The sequence below is a fragment of the Caballeronia sp. LZ029 genome (assembly GCF_031451275.1).
In the GTDB taxonomy this organism is placed as follows: domain Bacteria; phylum Pseudomonadota; class Gammaproteobacteria; order Burkholderiales; family Burkholderiaceae; genus Caballeronia; species Caballeronia jiangsuensis.
The window spans coordinates 814,974-836,462 of sequence record NZ_JARUXO010000002.1; the positions used below are offsets into that span (position 1 = coordinate 814,974).

Sequence of the window (21,489 nt, forward strand, 5' to 3'; positions counted from 1 at the left end):
ACGCCTGCCCGCGCGATGCGACCGGATCAATAAGCGTTGATACTGCGCAGCCCCTTGAACACCGTCGCGGCGATGATGCGCATATCCAGTGCGAAGGACCAGTTCCCCAGATAGTACAAATCATGCGCCACGCGCGCTTCCATTTTTTCTATCCGGTCCGTCTCCCCACGAAAGCCGTTGACCTGCGCCCAGCCCGTGATTCCCGGCTTGATCCGATATCGATGGATATAACCTTGCACGACTTTCTGATACAGATCGTCATGTTCGAGCGCATGAGGACGCGGTCCCACGACGGACATATCCCCACGCAATACATTGAAGAATTGCGGCAGTTCGTCGAGGCTCGTGCGACGCAGGAACGCGCCGACGCGCGTCACTCGCGGATCGTTGCGCGTGGCTTGCCGGAGAACGCCGGCCTTCTCGGCATGCAGGCGCATCGAGCGGAACTTGTAGATGGTGAACTCCCGTCCGTCCGCGCCCTTGCGGCGCTGCCTGAAAAACACGGGGCCCGGCGAACTCAGCTTGACCGCAATGGCGACGACGATCAGGATCGGTGCGATTGCGATCAGCGCCGCGAGCGCGAATAGCCGATCGAAAACGTCTTTCTGCAGCAATGCTCTCTGCGAAATCGGAGAAGCCATAAGATTGATGGCGGCCACACCCAGCAACTCCGTCACGCCGCTTTCGAAGAGTGCGAGACTGCGCACGTCGGGAATGAACCGCACATTCACGAGATCGTCGCGGAATTCATTTACGAAGCGCAGGATAGTTCGATCTTGCGATAGCGGCAGCGCAAGCCACACTTCGTCCACCCGATCCTCGCGGACATGCCTGACGAATGCATCGAAATCGTCGAATACGGGTGCGCTCGAAGTTATCGGCAATTCGGCGGATGCGTTGAATACGGCGATCGTGCGAAAACCCGAATGGCTCGCGCGCTCGATTCTTCTCATGATCGATTCGCAATGCCGCCCACAGCCAACGACAGCCACCCGATGAAAGTTCATTCCGGCATGACGCATGCGCGCAAGCACGGCGTGCGTGGCAAGACGTCCCATGATCATCAGCGCACCCGACATGGCGGTCCAGTATGCAAACCAGAGCCGGGAGACATCGTCGATTCGATGCAGCGAGAACATCAGGACGAGTACGCATGCCTGCACGACGAGCCACGCGAGCGAAACATGACTCGCCAGCACGAGCTTGCTGCGCCCGCGCCACGACTCGTACACGCCAAAACCCGGGAACAGCACGAGTGAAAACGCCGCCGCAAAGGCGACGAAAGGCATGTAGTAGCCCGGCTCGGCAATACTGTCGAACCGGATCCGCGATGCTACGGTAGCGCCGCCCACCACCATGACGACATCGAAAAGCCGCGCCAGCAATCCCTGAAAATCGCGCATGTCATACCTCGGTTTCGAGAGCGCTGTCGATAAGATCAGATGCGGCCGTAGCAATCGTCCAGACGCACGATGTCGTCTTCGCCAAGATAAGAGCCCGATTGAACTTCGATGATTTCGAGCTGCACCTTGCCCGGATTTTCCAGACGATGCCGCACGCCAAGCGGAATATACGTCGATTCGTTTTCCGAGAGCAGAAACTGGTCATCGCCTCGCGTGACGAGCGCCGTGCCGCGCACGACGACCCAATGCTCCGCGCGATGATGATGCATCTGCAGCGACAGCCGCGCGCCCGGCGCCACCACGATATGCTTGACCTGAAAACGCTCGCCGCGTTCAATCGAATCGTAAAAGCCCCAGGGGCGACGCACCTTGCGGTGCATCTCCGCCTCGGGCGCATGCTGCTCGCGGATGCGCGCGACGAGCCGCTTGATATCCTGTGCATGCGAACGGTCGGCGACGAGCACGGCATCATCGGTATCGATTACGACGACGTTGGCGGTCCCGACGCACGCGACCAGTCGGCCACCCTCGGATCGCGCATAGCTCGAAGTCGCGCCTTCGAAGACCACGCGTCCGCTCGATACGTTACCGAGTCCGTCCTTTTCCATTGCTTCCCACACCGCGTCCCACGAGCCGAGATCCGACCAGCCCGCCGTCAGCGGCACGACTACGCCCTTGCAAGGCGAGATGGCGTCGCCGATATGTTCCATCACCGCGTAATCGATCGAGTCGGAAGGCACTCGCCCGAACTGATCCGGACACGGACGAATGAAGCGGCCCTCGACCTTGCCGTCCTTGAGCGCGGCGATGCATGTCGCATGCATCTCGCCGTTGAGGTGATGAAGCGCATCGAGCCACACGCTCGCCCGAACGACGAAGATACCACTGTTCCACCAATAGCTTTGCGCGGCCACGTATTGCGCGGCGAGTTCGGCCGCGGGCTTTTCGACGAAGCGGTCGATAAGATGCGCGCCGTTATCGAGCGGTTCACCCAGGCGTATATATCCGAAGCCAGTATCGGGCCGTGTCGGCGGAATGCCCAAGGTCACGATCATGCCGCGTTCCGCATAGTTCGCGGCGATGGCGATCGCGCCATGCAACGCCGGGATGTCCGAAATGGAATGATCCGACGGCATCGCCACGAGAATCGCGTCCTCGTCGCGATCGATGGCTGCGAGCGCCGCGAGCGTAAGCGCGGGCGCCGTATCGCGGCGTGCAGGCTCGACGATGATCTTCGCATCGACACCGCATAGCCGCACCTGCTCTTCCGTGGTGAAGCGATGTTCTTCGCCGCATACGATGATCGGTTGCGCATCGACGTCGAAGTCAGCCGCGAATCCGTCCATTCGTATGACGGTAGCCTGCAGCAACGAGTCCCGTCCGACCACGCCGATCAGTTGCTTCGGAAACTGCTCGCGCGACATCGGCCATAGACGTGTGCCCGATCCGCCCGCGAGTATGACCGGGACGATGCGACGGCAGGACCGGATGTCCGGCGTCTGCTCGCGTGCCATTGTCACCACGCCTTCAGAACTCGTTGCGCTTTCCATGGCTGCACTCCGTGAGTGGTCACGATGAACCTTTGAGGGGAACGCTGCGTCCGACTGTCTCGCCTAAAGAAATGTGGCCAGCATGTTTCGAACCGCGGCCACCGACTGATCCTGCTGCGTCTCGGTAAGCGCAAGTCCGCTCGGCAGATAGAATCCGCGCCGGCTCATGCGTTCGGCGACCGGATAACGCTCTCCCTCGAAAAGGCCTTGCTTCATGAAGACCGGTTGCTCGTGCATGGGCCAGAAAAAAGGCCGCGCGCTCACGCCTGCTTCGGCCAGCATGGCGCGCGCTTCGTCTGCGTCGATGGGCGCGCTTTCATCCAGCACCAGACCGAATACCCAATAGATGTTATCGGCATAGGCGCACGCTACTGGTGCGAGTTCGATTCCCCGGACACCGCGCAAAAGCGATTCATAGCGGCGCCCCAGTTCCCGCTTTCTCGCAACGTGCGCATCGAGCTTTTCGAACTGCGCGAGCCCTACCGCTGCCTGAAGGTTGCTCATTCGATAATTCCAGCCGAGTTCTTCATGCACGAAACGCCGTTCGGGTTTGAAGCACAGATTACGCAGGCTGCGTGCCCGGGCGGCCAGCGCGTCGTCGTCGCAGAGGATCATGCCGCCCTCGCCCGTCGCGATATGCTTGTTCGCATAGAAGCTGAAGCAGGAGATCTCACCGAAGCTACCGCACTGACGCCCTTCGTAAGTCTGACCAATGGCCTGTGCCGCATCTTCGATGACCGTGAGACCGTGCTTCCTCGCGAGATCCAGCACAGGCGCCATGTCCACGGGCAGGCCGAAAGTGTGCACGGCCATGATCGCACGCGTGCGGCTCGTGATGGCCTCTTCGATCTTCGCGACATCCATGTTCCATGTATCCGCGCGCGAATCGACCAGTCGCAGCTTCGCGCCTGTACGAACGATCGCGGATGCGCACGAAATGATCGTATGTGTCGGGATGATTACTTCGTCGTCGGGACCGAGCTCAAGCGCCGCAGCGGTAACGTCCAGCGCCGCGCTTCCGTTTGCCACTGCGATCGCATGCTTGCGGCCGACATATTGCGCCATTGCCTGTTCGAAGCGCTCGACGAATGCGCCATCCGATGAGATCCAGCCCGTCTCGATGCACTGGTTCAGGTAGATCTTTTCATTTCCATCGAGCAGGGGTTCGTTGACGGGAATCATCGGGGTCCTCTTTCGGTTTCGAGTTCCTTGAAGCGCACTTTCTCCTGCTCACCAATATACGGTCCTTGCTTCACTTCGATGAAAGATGCGTCATCGAGTACTTCGAAGCCGTGCCCGCCCGCCGCCAGCAGGATGACGTCGCCGGCCAGCAGCACGCGGCTTGTCACGGGTTCCCGATCGGCCGTATAGAGCCTCACCAGCATCCGGCCACGCTTCATAAAAAGGACTTCCTGCGTCCACTCGATCCGACGCGGGACACATGTGTGCACATGCGCGTCGATCAACTTCCCCGCCGGATGTTCCATGTAGGCAAGCTGCTGAGGAAACTCTCTTGGCGTCAGAAAGTTGACCCCTTCTTTCGAGTACGAATCGCGGACGATGATAGCCAGCGTGATGTCCGCAACCGAGATGACTTCGAGATTCGGATTCTGAACGACCTCAGTGTTACCTTCTGCCGATAAAGATTCCATGTTTATCCCCGACGAGAGCCTGCCGCATCCTTCCGGCACTGCAAACGTTCCGGTAGCCCGATCGACGCAAATCACGAGCCCGTGAACGGCCTCCGCACGCCCACGAAGCTTAGGACCGGCGCACGGATCAGCGGACCCGAATGGCCGAATTAACCATGACGTTGGCCGAAGCGGATCTCGCGATACGCGATCGTTCGCGCACGCTCTTATCGACGATGTTATCGACCAGGAGAAAGCGCAGCTAGCGACAATATCTTGGCACCGTCCGCCACAACCCGAAACTTGTTTATATGCATGGCTAACCTGACAATCGCACGTCAAGCTCGCACGTCAAGCCTCTCGGAATCCAGTGTCTGCGGGAAATCACGTTCCGATCAACGCACCTCAATGGACGATTGAGCATCAACATGAACAAAGGTTCTCGGATCTATGTCGCCGGCCATCAAGGCATGGTCGGCTCAGCCCTTCTCCGGTGTCTCGCCAGTCGCGGGTATCGCGATGTAATCACGCGATCAAGACAGCAACTGGACCTGTTGGATCAGCGTGCCGTGACGGAATTCTTCGCCAGGGAGAGTATCGACGTCGTGCTTCTCGCCGCGGCGAAAGTGGGCGGCATACATGCGAACTCGTCGCAGCCCGCGTCGTTTCTCTACGAGAACCTTGTTATCGAAACCAATGTTATCCATGCAGCGTTCGCGCATGGCACGCCCGAGCTGGTCTTCTTCGGTTCGTCCTGCATCTATCCGAAGTATTGTCCACAGCCCATCCGGGAAGACTATCTGCTCACGAGCGGCTTCGAACAGACCAATGAAGCCTACGCCATCGCCAAAATCGCCGGGCTCAAGCTCTGTGAAGCCTATAACCGGCAGCACGGAATGCGCTACATATCGGTGATGCCCACGAATCTCTATGGCCCGAACGATAACTATGATCTTCAGAACGGGCATGTTCTGGCAGCGCTCATACGCAAGACGCATGAGGCAAAGCTCAACGAGATGGACTCGCTTTCCGTGTGGGGCTCCGGATCGCCCAGACGGGAATTCCTGCACGTCGACGATCTCGCCTCCGCCGTGCTCGCCTTGCTCGACAGCGCGCACGCCGAGGGCGTGTTCAATATCGGATATGGCAGGGACATTGCGATTGCGGACCTCGCGCGTCTGATCTGCGATGTCGTCGGCTTTTCCGGATCGCTGAAGTTCGACTTGTCGAAACCGGATGGAACGCCGAGAAAACTGCTCGACGTGTCGAAGCTGGTCGCGCTGGGCTGGTCGCCCACGATAACGCTGAGAGACGGCATCGCGGCGACATATGCCGACTTCACCGCGAACGTGCAGAGAAACGGATACGCCAACGCCTAGCCCGCACGCGCCACTCACAACGATTCGGAGAATCCCATGGCAAGCTTGCCGCTGAACGCAGATTCGACCTTCGACGACGGGCAAATTCAGGACGCCGCGCACAATGCGCCGGCTCATGCCGACCTGACCGCCCATGAGACGGAACAAGCGCTCTTTACGCCCGAGTTCCTCTCCGTCGATGTCGGGCACGTAGTCGACGAGCTGAATCAGAAAGGATACTTCGCGTTTCCTTCGGCGCTATCGCCCGAGGCCATAGAGACCATAGAACGCGATGCGACCGAAACGAAGCATAGACTGAACGTCAACAAAGTCAGCGGCGTGTTCTCGGAGCGTCAATACTATCTGACGAACCTGCTCGCGATTTCGAGGACGTTCTATGAGTTCTCGACCTCACCGTTCGTCTTCGGGGTATGCGAAGGATATCTGGGCGATCAGTTCCGCCTCAAGGCGTTGCGATACTACGAAACCTATGGCGGCCACCATATGCAGTGGCATACCGACAACAAGACCGACCGGGAGTTCGCGCATATCCCCGGCATCATCTTTATCTTCTATGTTTCCGATGTCGAAGACGGCGAGTTTCAGTATGTCGAAGGCTCGCATTTGTGGTCGGGAGAAAAGGCATACAGCGACTATACGGATGAGTTCATTGCAGATAACTTCTCGTCCTCTGTCAAATCCTTCAAGATGCCTCGTGGATCGCTCGTCATTTACAACACATATGGCATTCACCGCGCGAGACCGGTAGCGGACAGGAACTTCGTCAGAAAGAGCGTCTTCTTTCAGGTGGACAGTGAAATCAATAAATCCGAGCCCATCATCGTCAACACCGAATTCATATCGAGGTTCGACGATCGAATCTCGACGTTCCTCGGTTTCGGCCGTCCCTCGAACTATGAGGTCTTTCCAAATACGTCACTCCATTCGCTTCCGCTGGACGGGCCGATGATATCCGTCATGGGAAAGTACCTTTTATACCGGATGGCGCGCTCGGCGTTCGCGAGCGTTCCCCAGGCTCTCAGGCCCACGTTAAGGAAGATGATCGGGCGATGATTTACGGCAATCGAAGATGCGCAGATAAAGCCTACTGCGTTACGCGCTCCGCCAATATCGAAGACAGCGTGCGCCTGAAGGCGCCCTGCGTCAGCAGGCCTGACGTCGCGGCTATTGCCTGCTCGATCTTCGTTCGCTTGCGCAGATAGATCTCCTCGGCGCTTCCGAGCGCATCGACAATCGACGCCGCTTCCGGCTTCGCAAAGCATATGGCCTCGTGAATCTCCTTTACGCTGATAGCCGGAAGGTCGGTGGATATGACCAGTCTTCCGGACGCGACGTATTCGATAACCTTGAACGGAAAAACGCCATTGCTCATCTTTTCGATCGAAGCGTGCAGATTGACCAGCACGTCACAGTCAGAAATCAGTGAGAGCAAAGTCCCTTCGTCGACACGGCCGTGAAAGTGCACCGAATGATTCTCGGTGGAAAGCCCCGCGAACTCCGATGCGAGCGGACCCGTTCCGCACACATGGAAGGTGAAGCGTCCGTTCGACAATCGGATCAGATCGAGAACGACATCGGCGCCTTTCTCGGCGCTCAGCCCGCCAAAATATCCGATCACGGTCCGCTCACCCTTCGCGCCCGAGAACGGAAGCCGCCGCCCGCATGTTTCGAGCAGGCCGTCGGACACTACGCCCGGACACAACACGACGGGGCAGCCGCTACGCCGATGCTCGCGTATCGATAGATATTCATTCACCGCGAGGCATAGCGTCGGTGCCGGCAAAAGGAAATGCCATGCAATGAAGTCGAGCATGGGCTTGGGATGCCAGCGTCGTCGCGAGAAAAGCCAGTCTTCGAACTCGAGAACGAGACGCGCTCCCGACCGTCTCGTCAGAGCGCGGGCCAGCATCGATTCGAATGCGTATGGGTTATAGATCCATACGACGTCCGGATTTCCAAACTTCAAGATTTCGCGGCTCACAGCCGCCACTTCGAAGAGATTCAACATCTTCCCGACCGGTCTTGCGGGATATCGGCGCAGCGTAATCTCACGGATATGCGCGTCGCCGACGCGCGCATCGCGAACTTCTCTGGGCAAATACGCTTCTTCCTCATGCGCCGTATTCACCAAGACGACATCACGCGTCAGTTGCGTGGCCAGGGTAAGGAAGAACTCCAGCTTGCGAGCGGCGCCGAGGTCTCTGTTCGACTCGCGATTGGCTGCGCTGTAGGGCGCGATAAACACCAGCATGTCCTCTCCGCAGCACGTGTTCGAAAGGGTGAGTCCGGGCTACGTCGCCCGATGGCGGGCGCTCGCAAAGTTCACGCGAGCCGCCCGGCCCGAGTTAAGCCTTCCTCACTCGTGATGCTCCAGCGCCCGGTATCCGGCGAGCGTGATCAGCGCGTCGCGTTTCGCTATCTGATAGTCGGAGAGCACCATCTCCTTCACGAGCGCATCGAACGTCACTGTAGGCGACCATCCCAGCTTTGCATGGGCTTTCGACGGATCTCCCAGCAATGTTTCAACTTCCGTTGGCCTGAAATAGCGAGGATCGACCCGAACGATCACCGTGCCAGGCGGAACGCGACATTCCTTGCTGGTGACTGCTTCGACGATGCCGACTTCATCGACACCGCTTCCCTCGAAGCGAAGCTTCACACCGAGTTCCGATGCCGCCTTCTGAACGAATTCCCTCACGCTGTACTGCACGCCCGATGCGATGACGAAGTCTTCCGGCTCAGGTTGCTGAAGCATGAGCCACTGCATCTGAACGTAATCGCGTGCATGTCCCCAGTCGCGCAACGCCCCGAGATTGCCGAGATACAGACAGTCCTGCGATCCGATCGCGATGCGGGCAATGGCTCGCGTGATCTTGCGCGTTACGAATGTCTCTCCACGAACGGGCGATTCGTGATTGAACAGAATCCCGTTGCACGCGTAAATGCCATAAGCCTCGCGATAGTTCACCGTGATCCAGTACGCATATAACTTTGCCACGGCATAAGGGCTTCGCGGATAGAACGGCGTGGACTCCCGCTGAGGCACTTCCCTGACCAGGCCGTATAACTCCGATGTCGATGCCTGATAGAAACGCGTGCGCCTCTCCAGACCCAATATGCGAATTGCTTCCAGTATCCGAAGAGCGCCCAGTCCATCCGCGTTGGCTGTGTATTCGGGCTCCTCGAAGGACACGGCGACATGGCTCTGCGCGGCCAGATTGTAGATCTCGTCCGGCTGAACACGTTGAATGATGCGCAGAATGCTGGTCGAGTCGGTCAGATCGCCGTGGTGCAAATGGAAGCGGCGCTCCGCCACATGATCGTCCTCATACAGATGATCGATCCGGTCGGTGTTGAAGAGCGATGAACGGCGTTTTACGCCATGCACCTCATAGCCCTTGTCCAGCAGGAATTGTGCGAGATAGGAGCCGTCCTGACCGGTGATCCCGGTAACCAGCGCGACCTTGTTCGGCATCGTTTCTTCTCCTCATGTGCGTACGCCACGTTCAAATTGCATTCAGGCGGTCTTGATGCTGGTCTCGCCTCGTCCGCTGCCATATCCGTACGAGGCATCGTATCCCGAGCCGTATGTCGATCTGTCGGCGGGAACATCGGTGAAAAGCACGCCGCTCACACTGACGCCGCCCTTTTGCAAGCGGCTCAACGCCTCGTGAACTTCGGCGACGGAATGCCTCCCGTGCCGCACCACGAAGAGGGTCGTCCCTGCCTGACGTCCGATCAGCGTCGCGTCGGTGACAGCGAGCACGGGTGGCGTATCGATGACGACGCAGTCGTAACGCATGGATACCGCGTGGATCAATTCACTCAGGCGTCCGCTCATGAGAATGTCTGCGGGATTGAGCGAGTCGCCGCCGCGCGAGATCAGATCGACGCCGTCCATGACGTCGCGTCGCACCACATCGTCGAATGCGTCTCCGTTCAGCAGCTCGCGCAAACCAGGACCGGCAGACGGCGCGAAAGACGCGTGCATGTTGCCCATGCGCATGTCGGCGTCGATCAGAAGCACCCGCTTTCCGCCGGCCGCCTGAACAGCCGCGAGATTGGCCGATAGAAACGACTTGCCCGCGCCGGGCGTCGAGCTCGTAATCATGATCACGTTGTTGCGCGGCGTCGCGCTGATCGACTGCAAGGCCGTACGGAGACTTCGCACGCCTTCCACCGCCACGTCGCACGGTGAGCGCGCCGCCAGCACGTGAACGCCGGGATGTCTGCGGCGTATGTCGTCCTGCAATCTCACCTGCCGCTCGCTATGCGGCACGACAGCGCAAACGGGAATGCCAAGAGCCCGCTCGATCTCGACGCTTCGCTCCACGCCGCCGATCATCGCTCTGCGCAGGAATGCCGCAGCAATTCCGAGTACGATGCCCAGCACCGCGGACAACGAAAGAAGCACGCGCCAATTTGGCTTCACCGCCCTTTCTGGCGTCATGGCGCGATCGACGATACGCACATTGCCGACGTTACCCGCCTTGATGACGCGAAGCTGTTGCGCGCTATTCAGGAGACTCGTATATAGCTCGGTGTCGACACGCACGTCGCGCATGAGACGAAGCGCCGTCTGCTCGGTATCCGGCAATGACGCGACGCGCCGGCTCAGCGCTTCGCGGTCCTGTTGCAAGCGGGCTATCTTGGCATTGATCCCCGTGAGCGTTGGATAACCCGGCTGATAGTGCTGCGCGACGTCGTCGCGCTGCTGCGTGAGTGAGCGCATGGCCGTATCGAGATCGACCACTTGTTGCAGCAACAGCCGGCTTTCGGTGGAGAGATCGATCGTCCCTTTGCTGTTTCGAAAAGCGTTATATTGCTCTTCCGCGTGCTGCAGTTCCTCGCGGAGTTTCGGTAACTGACTCTCCAGGAAAAGAAGCGAATGCTCGGCTTCTGAAGATCTTCTCGCGAGGTCCTGCGCAAGGTATTCCTGAGCGACCGTGTTGACGATATCGGCCACGCGCAATGGATCGGCGCCCTCGAGCGCAATGCCGATCATGCCCGACTGAGCCTTGCGTTCCGATATCGATAAGGCATTCTGGAGTGCAAGAATAGCCGCCTGTGCCGAGTTCGCCGTCAGGCTGAATTCACAGCCTGCCGGCGCGTCGAGTTCGGCGACGAGCACGCGGACTTCGCCATTGCCATAAGGCGTCGTCAATTGCTTTCCTACCGTTCCCTGTCCGAGAACGATTCCATCCGGGGCGATCAGTTCGAACGACTTGTCCTTTCCGGCCTTGACGAGAAACTGCCGGCCGATTGCCGAGCGCGGTACGTCGAACGCAGACACTTCGATTGCCTCGTCACCCCATGCGAAGCGCCGCAAGCCGAAAGGCAGCTCCGAGCCGCTCCATCCTCCGCCGCCTAGCCTTGCGATCCAGCGACCGACAAGCGGAAAATAGCGCGCATGCGCAGCGACTTCGAGGTGCAATTGGCGCACCGTCTCGCCTACCACGAGCCGCGAACGAATCAGCTCCATCTCGGTATCGGCGCCCGCTTTCACCTTCGAATCGAATATTGCGGAAAGCCGGCCCAGCGCTTCGGTGTCTGAAGAACTCGACGTCTGCGTGCCGATCTGCACGAGCGCATCCGCTCGGTACATAGGCTGATTCAACGCTCCGTAGAACGCTCCGAGCGCGAAAGTGCCGAGCGCGACCGCGCACACGAGACGCCGGCTATCGAAGACGACCCGGAAGTACTCCGATATCGACACGTTTTCCCCGTGCATCGAATCTCCCCGCGTGCTCTGCTTCATCGAGACCATATATATGCCGATCGGGTTCGTTGCGTCCCGAAAGCAAGGCACGCCCGGGAGACGCGATTGTGTGAAGAACGACGCGTCGAGTGTGCGTTCGTCCGGACAGTTACCCTGGTTCTCGTCAACGAAGAAACGAAGCAGCACGGAATCATGGGACGATAGGTCCGCGAGGTTCCCTGTGTCCGCCACGATGAGAACTCTACATATAACTCGACGGCACGTTTCGCTTGGCGACTGAAATCGCCAAGATGTTGTCGGCAACGGCAATAGTGCCGGTAATAAGCGGACCGTCGCATGGATGGGTGGCGTGCTTCGGCAAGGCTTTGTCGGCTGGCGCGAACAAGCAACTTGTACCATCCGACGGATAACCTATATCGGCTTCACCTATTCGCCGCGCGAAAGCCATTGACGAATGTTCATTCAATTCCAAATTCTAATTAGGTACCCGAATGAAAATCCTGATGATTTCGCTGAACTATGCCCCCGAGGTCTCCGGCATCGGGAAGTATTCGTCAGAGCTTGCAGAATGGTTCGCAAAGCGTGGCCACACAGTGCGCGTGATCACGGCGTCACCATACTATCCAGGCTGGCGGGTACAGGAAGGGTATAGCGCTCGCAGGTACTCCACCGAAGCGCTCAACGACGTGTCGGTGATGCGCGTGCCGTTCTGGTGTCCCCGGCGGCCCTCCGGAATAAAACGTCTGATTCACCTGATGAGTTTCGCCATTGCCGCCATACCCCGGGCGCTTGCTCAGATACGCTGGCGTCCCGATCTCGTGTGGTTCGTCGAGCCGCCCTTGTTCGCGAGCCCGCTCGCATTGCTGACCGCACGCGCAAGCGGCGCGCTTTGCTGGCTTCATATCCAGGACTATGAGATCGATGCGGCATTCAACCTCGGCATGCTCAAAGGTGACGGCTTGCAACGGCTCTGCCTGAAGGTCGAGCGCGCGCTTCTTACGCGCGTTGACGGCGTTTCAACCCCTTCGGCGGCGATGACGCAACGCGCCGCCTCGAAAGGCGTCGCCGAAGACAAGCTGTGTCTCGTGCCAAACTGGGTCGATACCGCGAATATTCGGCCATTGGGTCGAACGAGTGCTTACCGTGGCCGGCTCGGTATCGACGAAAACGCGATTGTGGTGCTGTATGCCGGGAATCTGGGCGCCAAGCAAGGTTTGGAACTGCTTCCTGAAGCCGCGCAATTGCTGTTGCATCGACATGACATCGTGTTCGTCATATGCGGCAACGGTCCGGCGCGAGAGCATCTGAAGGCGCAAGCGGCAGGGCTTCCGAATATCAAGCTTATCGGCTTGCAATCGAACAAGCGTTTCAATGAATTGATGGGCCTTGCGGATATCCACGTTCTCCCTCAACGTGCCGACGCGGCGGATCTCGTGATGCCCTCCAAGCTCGGCGCGATGCTCTCGAGCGAACGGCCAGTTGTCGCGACTGCCGCGGAACATACGGAGTTATGGAATATCGTTCACGCGGTGGGCATCGTAACCGAGCCTGGCTCCGCGACCGCAATGTCGCAGGCGATTGCCCGCCTCGCTGACGATCCTGCGTTGCGAGAACGTCTCGGCGCGCTCGGACGAGGTTATGCGACGACCCATCTTTCGCGAGAAAAGATCCTCACTGCGTTCGAGAGTCGAGTGGTGATCGACCTCCGGAAGAAGCGCGGAATCCCGGATCGCGTGATTACTTGAGTCAGTGCCGCGTGTACGCGGCAATCTGGGATTTCAACTCACACAACGTGCGCAAGAATGCGCCTTCTGAATAGTCCGATGTAGACGGCATAATCCGCCACTACGCTGGCAATGATGGTTGCCCAGATCGCCCAATCGACCGTGCCGAATTTCTTGAGCAGGTATATCTTGAGCGGAATGGAAATCAGGCAAAAGACCAATACTGCGAGCAATTGGGGTCGCAGTTCGTTCACGCCATTGAGAAAGATCGCGAAGGAATTGCCCGTTGCCTCGACCACGGCGAACACGGCCACGGCGCACCGGAGTTCAAACGGCACATCGAGTTGATCGCCGGTCCAAACCTTCATAAGCCAGGACGACAACGTGAGGATCGTCATACTCATCAGCAAGGCAGTTCCCGTGGTTACGCACATGGACAGCTTCAGCGTGTTTCTGATGAACACCTTTTCGCCTCGCGATCGCGCGTCCGCATAGAGACCCCACAGCGGGACCGACAGCATCCCGATCGTCACGGCGATCGCCTGGAATAGCCGCTGTGCGACCGCGAGTCTCGCCACTTCCTTGACACCGAGAACGTTCGAGACGATCAACGGGTCGCAGGCGCTACCGCATATCATTCCGATCTGCAAAATGAAGAATATGCTCCCCGTCTTCATCAGCACCGTGCTGTCGCGCCAACCAGGACCGCTCCAGATGCGGCGGCCGAGTGAAAATATCCGCTCGCGGTGAAGGCGCACCAGAAGGATCAACGCGCTTGCGACTTGCACGCCGTACGTGCACAGGACGAGATAGGGCATGGGCGCATGCGAGCGCGCACAGAGATAGAGCAGCGGCAGCGAGCAAAAATATCCGATCGCTGCAACGGTATGAGGCTCCCACGCCCGCTGCAAACCGAAGAACACCTTTCTCACGCCGCCCAGCGGAATGTTCACGCAAAACAGCGCGATGAAGGTAAGCGTCGACAAGACAGCTTCCCGCGCGACCTCCGCCGACCCGATCTTGAGCACCCGCTGAAAGTCGATCAACATCACGGCGCCCGTCAATACACCTCCAGCCGCCAAACCGATTACGGTGAGCAGTAATACCCCGCGCGTTACGATCGTCTGCACGGCGTCGTCATCGTCGGCGGCTTTGGCATCGGCAACGAGATTGACGAGTCCGTTAGCGACGCCCAGATCCAGCACCTGCAGCATGACCGCGAGACTCGATATCGTCATCCAGATGCCGAAGCGCTCTTGTCCGAGATAGGGAAGCGTAAAGGAGACCGACAGCACCACCACCGCGAAACCCAGCGCCGCACTCACGGCGTTGCAGCCGACCGAGCGCGCGGCGCGAGCGTAGCGCTCCCTGTCGCGCCCTTCAGAGGTCCCGACACCAAAAGGCAAACGACGAAAACATAACCGTAGGATGGAAGCCGGTGCGCGCGCGAAAGAACGATCTGAAAGCGCCATTAGGTCGTCTCATCTATGACGCTTCTCTTCCGCTCGACGATAACCCAGGGAAAGAACAGCGACGGTTAAACGGAACATCGGCATCGACAACTTCGGACGGGCGCGCAAGCACGCCAAAGTTCACGCAATCCGGCCGCTCATCAAAGCGATATAGTTTTGCGCTACGCGGGAAACGTGGAAGCGATCTTCGAAGCATTGCTTCGCCGCGACTCTCATCGCAGTCTTGGTGTCTTCAGGCAAACGCGTCCATTGCTGAAGGAGGCGGGTGATGCCCTGCTGCGTGTCTTCGTCCGCGAGTCCGGCGCCATCGCCGACGACCTCCTGCCAGATTCCGACCTTATCGGTCAAAAGCACCGGCACTCCGCACGCGAGCGCTTCGACCACTACCACGCCGAAGTTTTCCTGATGCGATGGCAGGATCATCACGTCCGCTGCTTGCAAGAGGGACCATTTGTCGGTTCCCTTCACCATGTCGAGCCAGGTTATGCGCCCGGAAAGTCCGAGTTGCTCCGCTTCGCGACGCAGTTTCACTGCGAGTCCGTCGTTGTCCGGGCCCGCGATGACAAGCTGATAATCTGCGGCAGCGTCCTTTATTTCGTGAAACGAGCGGATCAGCAAGTCGCAACCCTTCTTTTCATGGATCCGTCCGAGAAAAAGAATGAGCTTCTTCTTTCCCGATTCGCCGGGAGAACGCCATCTTTCGATCTCCGTCGTCCCGATCGAAGGTGGTGGCGCGGTCCCGATCGTCATCGTCGTTTCCTTCGCTCTATACAGCGGAAAGGCCTTGCGTGCCAGTTCGCGTTCGCTCTCCGTTGTGAATAGAACGCCTTTTGCGCCGTTGACCACATGCCTTTCCACGAACAGCCAATAGATCAGCTTCTTTGCGTACTTGAGCGGCTTACCGACGTTGAACCACGGATCGAGCATGCCATGCGGCATGACGAAATAGGGGATGTTCCCGGGCCGCAGTGAAAACACCGCCGCCGCACTGTGAAATTGCCAGATCCCGTCTACGACAATCCCGTCGTATTGCCTGCCGTGTTGTTTCAGCCATCGAACCAGGCGCAGACTCAACGAGTATTTGCCAGCATAGTGCCCAAGGCGAACCACGCGGTCGAATGCGCCATCGTCCGTCTTGTCGGCATGCACCGAAGAGTCGAGACAAACGATGTCGACCGTGTGTCCGCTAAGGCGCAGTTCTGTCGCGAGCCGTTTGAGTGCCTCGGCCGGTCCGCCATAGCGCGCCTCCAGAGACGGAATGATGTGAAGCGTTTTCAAAGACGTCCTCCGATGATTCGTGATCCGCGCGAGCCACCATAAGATGAATGCGCTGTCATGCCGTCGCATCCGCTTGCCGAGGCCACCATCAACCGCCTTCGCTCCGGATAGCCATCGTAGTGGCTGGCCCGCCTGAAAAGCGCCATTGGCGGAAATCATCAAGCTTTTGGCCGCTGTCCTCGCGCCCGGATCATGGTCGGAGCGCGCACGACTGCCTCAATCGGTCAGCCAACGTCTTGTTGAGATCAGTCAGAACGTGGCCCGCCCATGCACCACCCGCTACCGTTGAGGGTGCATGAATCAGCGATCCGATCAACGAGCGCCCTACTGCGCCGCACGCATCCTATTCCGAGGGATTGAAGATATGCTGTCCAAGAGCGCTGCATCGAACGCGATATACGATGGTGATCTGGCAGTTCCCCGCACTACCCGTCCACGCGCCGATTATCTTGAACCATCAGACGCCGCAAATCTGCAGCCCAAGAGATTTCATGTCCGCCCCATCCGATTGGTTGTTATCTTCGAGCAAGACAATTCGATGGGTGGAGGATTTCAACAGTCGATCAACGCCGCGCTTCTGGCCAAACGTCTGTCAGCCGAACTCTGCACGGTGACGATCGTCACGACACGTCAGTCGGCGATCGAAGAATTACATGGTATCGGTATCGACGCTATTTACCTTCCCAGCGGGCGTTTGCAGCGGTTGCTCGCGCGCTTTCATGTGATGTGGCGACAGCTGAATCCATCCCCGTTGCTTAAGCAGAAGAATCACTTCAACTGGCTGGATAGGGCTCTGCGAGACATCGGCACGGACCTGGTTTATTTCACATGCCCTTCTTTCCTTGCACTGGTTACCGCGCAGTTCAGTTATCTCTTCACCGTCTGGGACCTGTCGCACAGAGACGAAGTCGACTTTCCCGAGGTCCGGTCAGGTGGCGAGTTCGAACGTCGCGAGCAGATTTATCAACAGGCGTTGAAGAAGGCGACCGGCATCATCGTGGACTCGGACGCGGGCCACGACAACGTGGTCCGACGATACGGCGTCGATACAGATCGAGTGCATGTGATTCCCTTCTCTCCCGCCGTTGCAACTCAGCTACCCGAGCACGAACTCGATCATCCGGATCGCTTCGTCGATATCAAGGAAAAATATGGCCTGAACTGCGACTACATCTACTATCCCGCGCAATTCTGGCCGCATAAGAATCATGTCTATTTGCTGCGGGGATTGCGCAGTCTGGAAGATCGTTTCGGCATCAAGATGGGTGCGGTGTTCTCGGGGCGAGACTTCGGAAATCTTGCTTACGTACGATCCGTCGCGGCCGAGCTCAGGCTGACCGACCGAGTTCGCTTCGCCGGATACGTGCCCGATCACGAGGTGCCCTGCCTCTACCGACAGGCGACCGCGCTGGTGATGCCCACGTATTTCGGACCCACGAACCTGCCGCCCTACGAAGCATTTCAACTGGGCGTCCCGGTGCTGTATTCGGATCTCAAGGATCTGCGCGATCAGGTCGGTGACGCGGGCCTTCTTATCGATCTCTGCAATCCGGACAGTATGGCCGACTCGCTTCGAAAGCTCATGATCGATCCCGGCCTGAGGCAGACTCTCGTTGAACGGGGAAGGCAGCGGATCGCGTCGCTCACGGATGACCGGCGCCTTTCGGTCCTTCAGCGCGCGCTGGAGGCGTTCCAGGCGCGACGTATGTGTTGGGAGGCTTGCCCGTCGACTCCTCACAATGAAGATGGGTACTCGATCCAGACGAACAAAACGCGCAAAGTCTGAGAGCCCGTGTCTTGTTCAATGACCGCAGCAAGGGGTATCCAAATGGCATCAGAACTCGGCTACGAACAAACGTCAGCCCCGGAGGTTCCTTTGGAGGAGACGAACGATAGATATCCAGTGGGCGGCGTGATCGACCTCAGCCGTGCCGGAAAGGGTAACTTCGTGAAGATGCGCTCGCCACTTATCGAGGCGCTCTGGTTTATCGTCGAAGCGAGCATCATCAATAACAAGCTAGTGCCTTTCTCCGGTCTGCGCGTTGCGCTATTACGGCTATTTGGCGCCCAGATCGGCGTGGGCTGCCGCTTCCTGCATCCTGTTCGCGTGAAAGCGCCCTGGAATCTCGTGGTCGGCGATCATTGCTGGTTCGGCTTCGATACGTGGATCTACAATCAGGCGCCCATTCGTATCGGCTCGCACGTTTGCATCTCGCAGAGCACGTTCCTCACGACCGGCTCGCACGCCATGGGCACGACGATGAACCTGCGCGTCGCGCCGATCGTCATTGAAGACGGTGTTTGGATTACGGCGAACTGCGTTGTGCAAATGGGGGTCACGATCGGCCGTTCAGCCGTGGTCACGCCGATGTCGGTCGTGCATCGTTCACTCGCGCCCGAAGGGGTGTATGGCGGCAACCCGTGCCGCTTCATTCGTAAGCGTTTCGATTGATTGCCGATGACCGCCGCATACCTGGACGAGGCATAGCATCAGTTATCTGACGACAACATCAAAGCCGTTTCCGGGACCGCCCGCGGAATTCTGTCGGTGACATCGAGAATTCTTTGCGGAACAGCTTCGAAAGCCTCTCGCCGTTGCTGAGTCCTGTTCGACGGGCGATCTTGTCGACCGGAAGATCGCTACTCTCGAGCAATTTGCAGGTGAGTTCGAGCCGCGCGCGCAGCAGATACTTCGAAGGCGTGAGCCCTATCTCGCGCTTGAACAAGCGCAGGAAGTTGCGCTCGCTCATCGAGAACATCTGCGCAGCATCGACGACGGATATCGGTTTCGAGCAGTTCTGGGCAAGCCAACGCGCCGATGCACGCGCTTTCTCGGCGAGCGTCTGGTCACACATCTCCTCGAATGTACCCGCTAAAGATATTTCCCCGCCAGAGCCGAGGCGGTCCGCCACGCGCACAGCCAGCTCGGCACCCAGATCCCTTCTGAGTAGCGCGAGCGAGGTCATCAGCGCCTGATCGCGCTCATGTTCCGGAACGCTCGGCGGTGATTCGGGACGTATGCCCTGCTTTATCGATGGCCACTCGCGCTTCCCCAAACCAGCGGCCGACAAGAGCATCTGCGCATTGCCGATCGCGGTGATGGTGACACTCTTTGCACTGACCCGTCGCAACAGATCGATAAGGCCGTCATCGGCAGACGCGCGCGCGACACCGCTTCCGCCGGTGACGAAAAGGTTATCGAGGCTATCGAATTCCCTGCCTGCCAACTGTTCTGTCCAGACCGACATCGAAGAGGAGCACGAAACCGTTCCGCCACGAACCGACAAGAGGTTGACGCGATAAGTCAATGAACGGCTCTGACCTTCGAATTGCAACTCATTCGCCACGTGAAGCGCCTCGGCAAGCGTACCGGCGGCAAGCAACGAAAATCCGTCGTATATAACAATGCCGACATGCTTGACAGCTACGGAGTCCTTCACGGGACGAGTGCGATTGTTATTGCAAGCTATCGCATCGAACACGTTGGATGAGGTTGACATCGCGGAGCCCCTAGGTCGTTGCGTTAGTGTTCTTCGTACTAAATGAGCAGATCGACTACCGGGCTTCATCGAAACGTGCGATTCGACGAGCTCACGAGCGCAGGTTACAGGCAAGAAAAAATTACGTCGAGACTTCGACAAAAATAGCTTTCCATATGAAAAAAATTCAACATCGATCATACGGATGAATGGATACGGACGTTCGTATAGACGCGATGCATGAATCACGTCACATCAAAGTTATCGAGCTTCTTTAATTCATACTTTATGAAGAGACTTTCATCGTCTTTTAAAGGCCATTGCAGATTTCGATAGAAGGATTGGGTGGGTCCCGACAAGGTGTTGGCGATTTCCGTCTGACCTTCATCCGATCTTTCGCAACGGCGTACATTTCCACAACGCGACGTCTGACAGTCCACTTCGCGATTTAGCCGCGCTCACTGAGTGACATTGCCGACCTATGCGTACTTCGAGCACACATTTCGATGATGTGACGTCAATGCCGATCGCCCGACCGGCGGACGCGAGCTGGATCGTGGTCGCGGCGGGAATGGCGTGCGTGATTTCGATCCAGTTCGGCTACACCGTTCACCTGTCGATAGGAAGCGCTTGCTTCGCTCTCGCCTGCATCTACACGATCAAACGGCTGACGCCTCTTTGGCTCGGTGTGGGACTTCTCGGTGTCGTGCTCGTCGTCATTCCACATCTTTTTTCACCGGACGACTTCTCCGTCGACGCGTTGTATCGGTCTCTTCGCGAAGCGGCCTGCTTCTTTGTTCTCGTCGTGCTCAAAACAGTCAGGTTGAACTTCAGCGTCGAGAGCCAAGCGAGAATCGGGAGAGCAATCTGGATACTCATGATCGCGCTGCTGGTCATGAGTGCGCTGCAGGCCGTCGATCTCAAGTACAGTCGAAGCGAACTATTCTTTGTCCCATACGCGCTTTTTGCTCCGCCAAACATTCCGGGCGGGTGCTGGACGGTGGCGGCCTGCTGGCTTCAATTCGAACAAGCGCACGGCATCCTTACCGTGATACGGCCATCCGCTACGTATTCGGAGCCGTCGTACCTCGGCTTTATCGTGCTATGCCTCGTTTTCGTGAGCCAGAATGTTCTCAAGGGACGCCACGGCGGTGGGAAGATGGCGTTCATCGCCGCCGCGATGGCGACTGTCTTGCTGGCTCAGACGACGAGCGGAATCATCTCCATCGTCATCATGCTTCTCTTCACGACCAGGCCGTCCCCTGCGAAGACAGCGGGGATCATACTCGCCGCTCTTCTCTTCGCGACTGGCGCCGGCCTCGTGATGAGCGACCGAGTCTCCGACATCATGCGGGGAACGGACATGTCGTTTCTCGCCCGGTTCATCTATCCCTTTCAGGCGGTGAGTCAGGTTCTTGAAAAAGGTTACGTGCTCGGCGTCCCGTCCGAATCCCTCGCGAAGCTAGTATCGAGTGAGGTTTTAGCCGCAACGGATTTGAGCGCTGGTGCAAGTGACAATGGGCTCATCAACATGTTTCTCCTATACGGGATATGCGGCGGCATTGCCATGTTGGCGATCCTGTTTCTACGCTGCAGCTTTCCCGAGGTTGTCTTTCTCGTTCTTTCGATGCAATTCAATGGAAGTATCTTTACTTACGATAAGGCGACCCTGATTTCCTTATCCCTGATACTCTTCAAGGCGGGTTTCGACGCAAATAACGGAAGGCGCGGTTTGTCGTCAGCGGATGAGCCTGTGGATCGCCTTCTTTATCTCAGAGCCTCACCTTCCCGGCTCGCGAAGCCGGTCACAGATGTCGCTGCTACACCATGAAAGCGAAATTCCGGTCATGCATG

16 protein-coding genes are annotated in these 21,489 nt (G+C 58.2%); 6 read left to right on the top strand and 10 right to left on the bottom strand.

Annotated features, from left to right (window positions below):
• Positions 1-26: 26 nt before the first annotated feature.
• The 4 genes from QCE73_RS18545 to QCE73_RS18560 form a co-directional block, all read right to left on the bottom strand.
• Positions 27-1,403: an undecaprenyl-phosphate glucose phosphotransferase gene (locus tag QCE73_RS18545; RefSeq protein ID WP_309882915.1), complete on the bottom strand. Its 1,377-nt coding sequence runs from the start codon at positions 1,401-1,403 to the stop codon at positions 27-29.
• A gap of 35 nt (positions 1,404-1,438) precedes the next feature.
• Positions 1,439-2,917, bottom strand: a complete 1,479-nt coding sequence (locus QCE73_RS18550) for a mannose-1-phosphate guanylyltransferase/mannose-6-phosphate isomerase (RefSeq protein ID WP_309883157.1) — start codon at positions 2,915-2,917, stop codon at positions 1,439-1,441.
• A 99-nt stretch (positions 2,918-3,016) separates the two neighbouring features.
• Positions 3,017-4,135, bottom strand: a complete 1,119-nt coding sequence (locus tag QCE73_RS18555) for a DegT/DnrJ/EryC1/StrS family aminotransferase (protein WP_309882916.1) — start codon at positions 4,133-4,135, stop codon at positions 3,017-3,019.
• Positions 4,132-4,605, bottom strand: coding sequence for a hypothetical protein (locus QCE73_RS18560; RefSeq protein WP_309882917.1), 474 nt, complete (start codon positions 4,603-4,605; stop codon positions 4,132-4,134). Before QCE73_RS18560 ends, QCE73_RS18555 begins: the two co-directional genes overlap by 4 nt.
• Before the next feature lie 407 nt (positions 4,606-5,012).
• On the opposite strand from QCE73_RS18560, the gene QCE73_RS18565 reads away from it, so the two are divergent.
• On the top strand, positions 5,013-5,963 hold the full coding sequence (locus QCE73_RS18565; protein WP_309882918.1) for a GDP-L-fucose synthase: 951 nt from the start codon (positions 5,013-5,015) through the stop codon (positions 5,961-5,963).
• A gap of 36 nt (positions 5,964-5,999) precedes the next feature.
• Entirely contained in the window at positions 6,000-7,016 is a 1,017-nt protein-coding gene (locus tag QCE73_RS18570; RefSeq protein WP_309882919.1) for a phytanoyl-CoA dioxygenase family protein, read from the top strand.
• Positions 7,017-7,047: 31 nt separating this feature from the next.
• On the opposite strand, the gene QCE73_RS18575 is transcribed toward QCE73_RS18570, so the two are convergent.
• From QCE73_RS18575 to QCE73_RS18585, 3 genes are all read right to left on the bottom strand, one after another.
• Entirely contained in the window at positions 7,048-8,214 is a 1,167-nt protein-coding gene (locus tag QCE73_RS18575) for a glycosyltransferase (RefSeq protein ID WP_309882921.1), read from the bottom strand.
• 105 nt (positions 8,215-8,319) lie between these two features.
• A complete protein-coding gene (gene gmd, locus QCE73_RS18580; RefSeq protein WP_309882922.1) occupies positions 8,320-9,438 on the bottom strand; it encodes a GDP-mannose 4,6-dehydratase in 1,119 nt (372 codons plus the stop codon).
• Between the two features lie 42 nt (positions 9,439-9,480).
• Positions 9,481-11,694 (bottom strand): polysaccharide biosynthesis tyrosine autokinase, encoded by a 2,214-nt coding sequence (locus QCE73_RS18585; protein WP_309882924.1) that lies wholly within the window; start codon positions 11,692-11,694, stop codon positions 9,481-9,483.
• Between the two features lie 479 nt (positions 11,695-12,173).
• On the opposite strand from QCE73_RS18585, the gene QCE73_RS18590 reads away from it, so the two are divergent.
• Positions 12,174-13,427 carry a glycosyltransferase WbuB gene (locus QCE73_RS18590; RefSeq protein ID WP_309882926.1) on the top strand — a complete coding sequence of 418 codons (1,254 nt, stop codon included), beginning with the start codon at positions 12,174-12,176 and terminating at the stop codon, positions 13,425-13,427.
• A 38-nt stretch (positions 13,428-13,465) separates the two neighbouring features.
• Here QCE73_RS18590 and QCE73_RS18595 read toward each other — a convergent pair whose 3' ends face one another.
• Together QCE73_RS18595 and QCE73_RS18600 are read right to left on the bottom strand one after the other, a co-directional pair.
• Complete coding sequence (locus tag QCE73_RS18595) at positions 13,466-14,878, bottom strand: polysaccharide biosynthesis protein (protein WP_309882927.1); 1,413 nt, start codon at positions 14,876-14,878, stop codon at positions 13,466-13,468.
• A gap of 120 nt (positions 14,879-14,998) precedes the next feature.
• Positions 14,999-16,315, bottom strand: coding sequence for a glycosyltransferase (locus tag QCE73_RS18600; RefSeq protein WP_309883158.1), 1,317 nt, complete (start codon positions 16,313-16,315; stop codon positions 14,999-15,001).
• Between the two features lie 136 nt (positions 16,316-16,451).
• On the opposite strand from QCE73_RS18600, the gene QCE73_RS18605 reads away from it, so the two are divergent.
• Positions 16,452-17,942: a glycosyltransferase family 1 protein gene (locus QCE73_RS18605; RefSeq protein ID WP_309882928.1), complete on the top strand. Its 1,491-nt coding sequence runs from the start codon at positions 16,452-16,454 to the stop codon at positions 17,940-17,942.
• Positions 17,943-17,984: 42 nt separating this feature from the next.
• Entirely contained in the window at positions 17,985-18,608 is a 624-nt protein-coding gene (locus QCE73_RS18610; protein WP_309882929.1) for a putative colanic acid biosynthesis acetyltransferase, read from the top strand.
• A 58-nt stretch (positions 18,609-18,666) separates the two neighbouring features.
• Here the strand turns inward: QCE73_RS18610 and QCE73_RS18615 are convergent, their stop codons facing one another.
• Positions 18,667-19,656, bottom strand: a complete 990-nt coding sequence (locus tag QCE73_RS18615; RefSeq protein WP_309882931.1) for a helix-turn-helix domain-containing protein — start codon at positions 19,654-19,656, stop codon at positions 18,667-18,669.
• A 499-nt stretch (positions 19,657-20,155) separates the two neighbouring features.
• Here QCE73_RS18615 and QCE73_RS18620 point away from each other — a divergent pair, with 499 nt between their 5' ends.
• On the top strand, positions 20,156-21,466 hold the full coding sequence (locus QCE73_RS18620) for a hypothetical protein (RefSeq protein WP_309882934.1): 1,311 nt from the start codon (positions 20,156-20,158) through the stop codon (positions 21,464-21,466).
• The last annotated feature ends 23 nt before the right edge of the window (positions 21,467-21,489 follow it).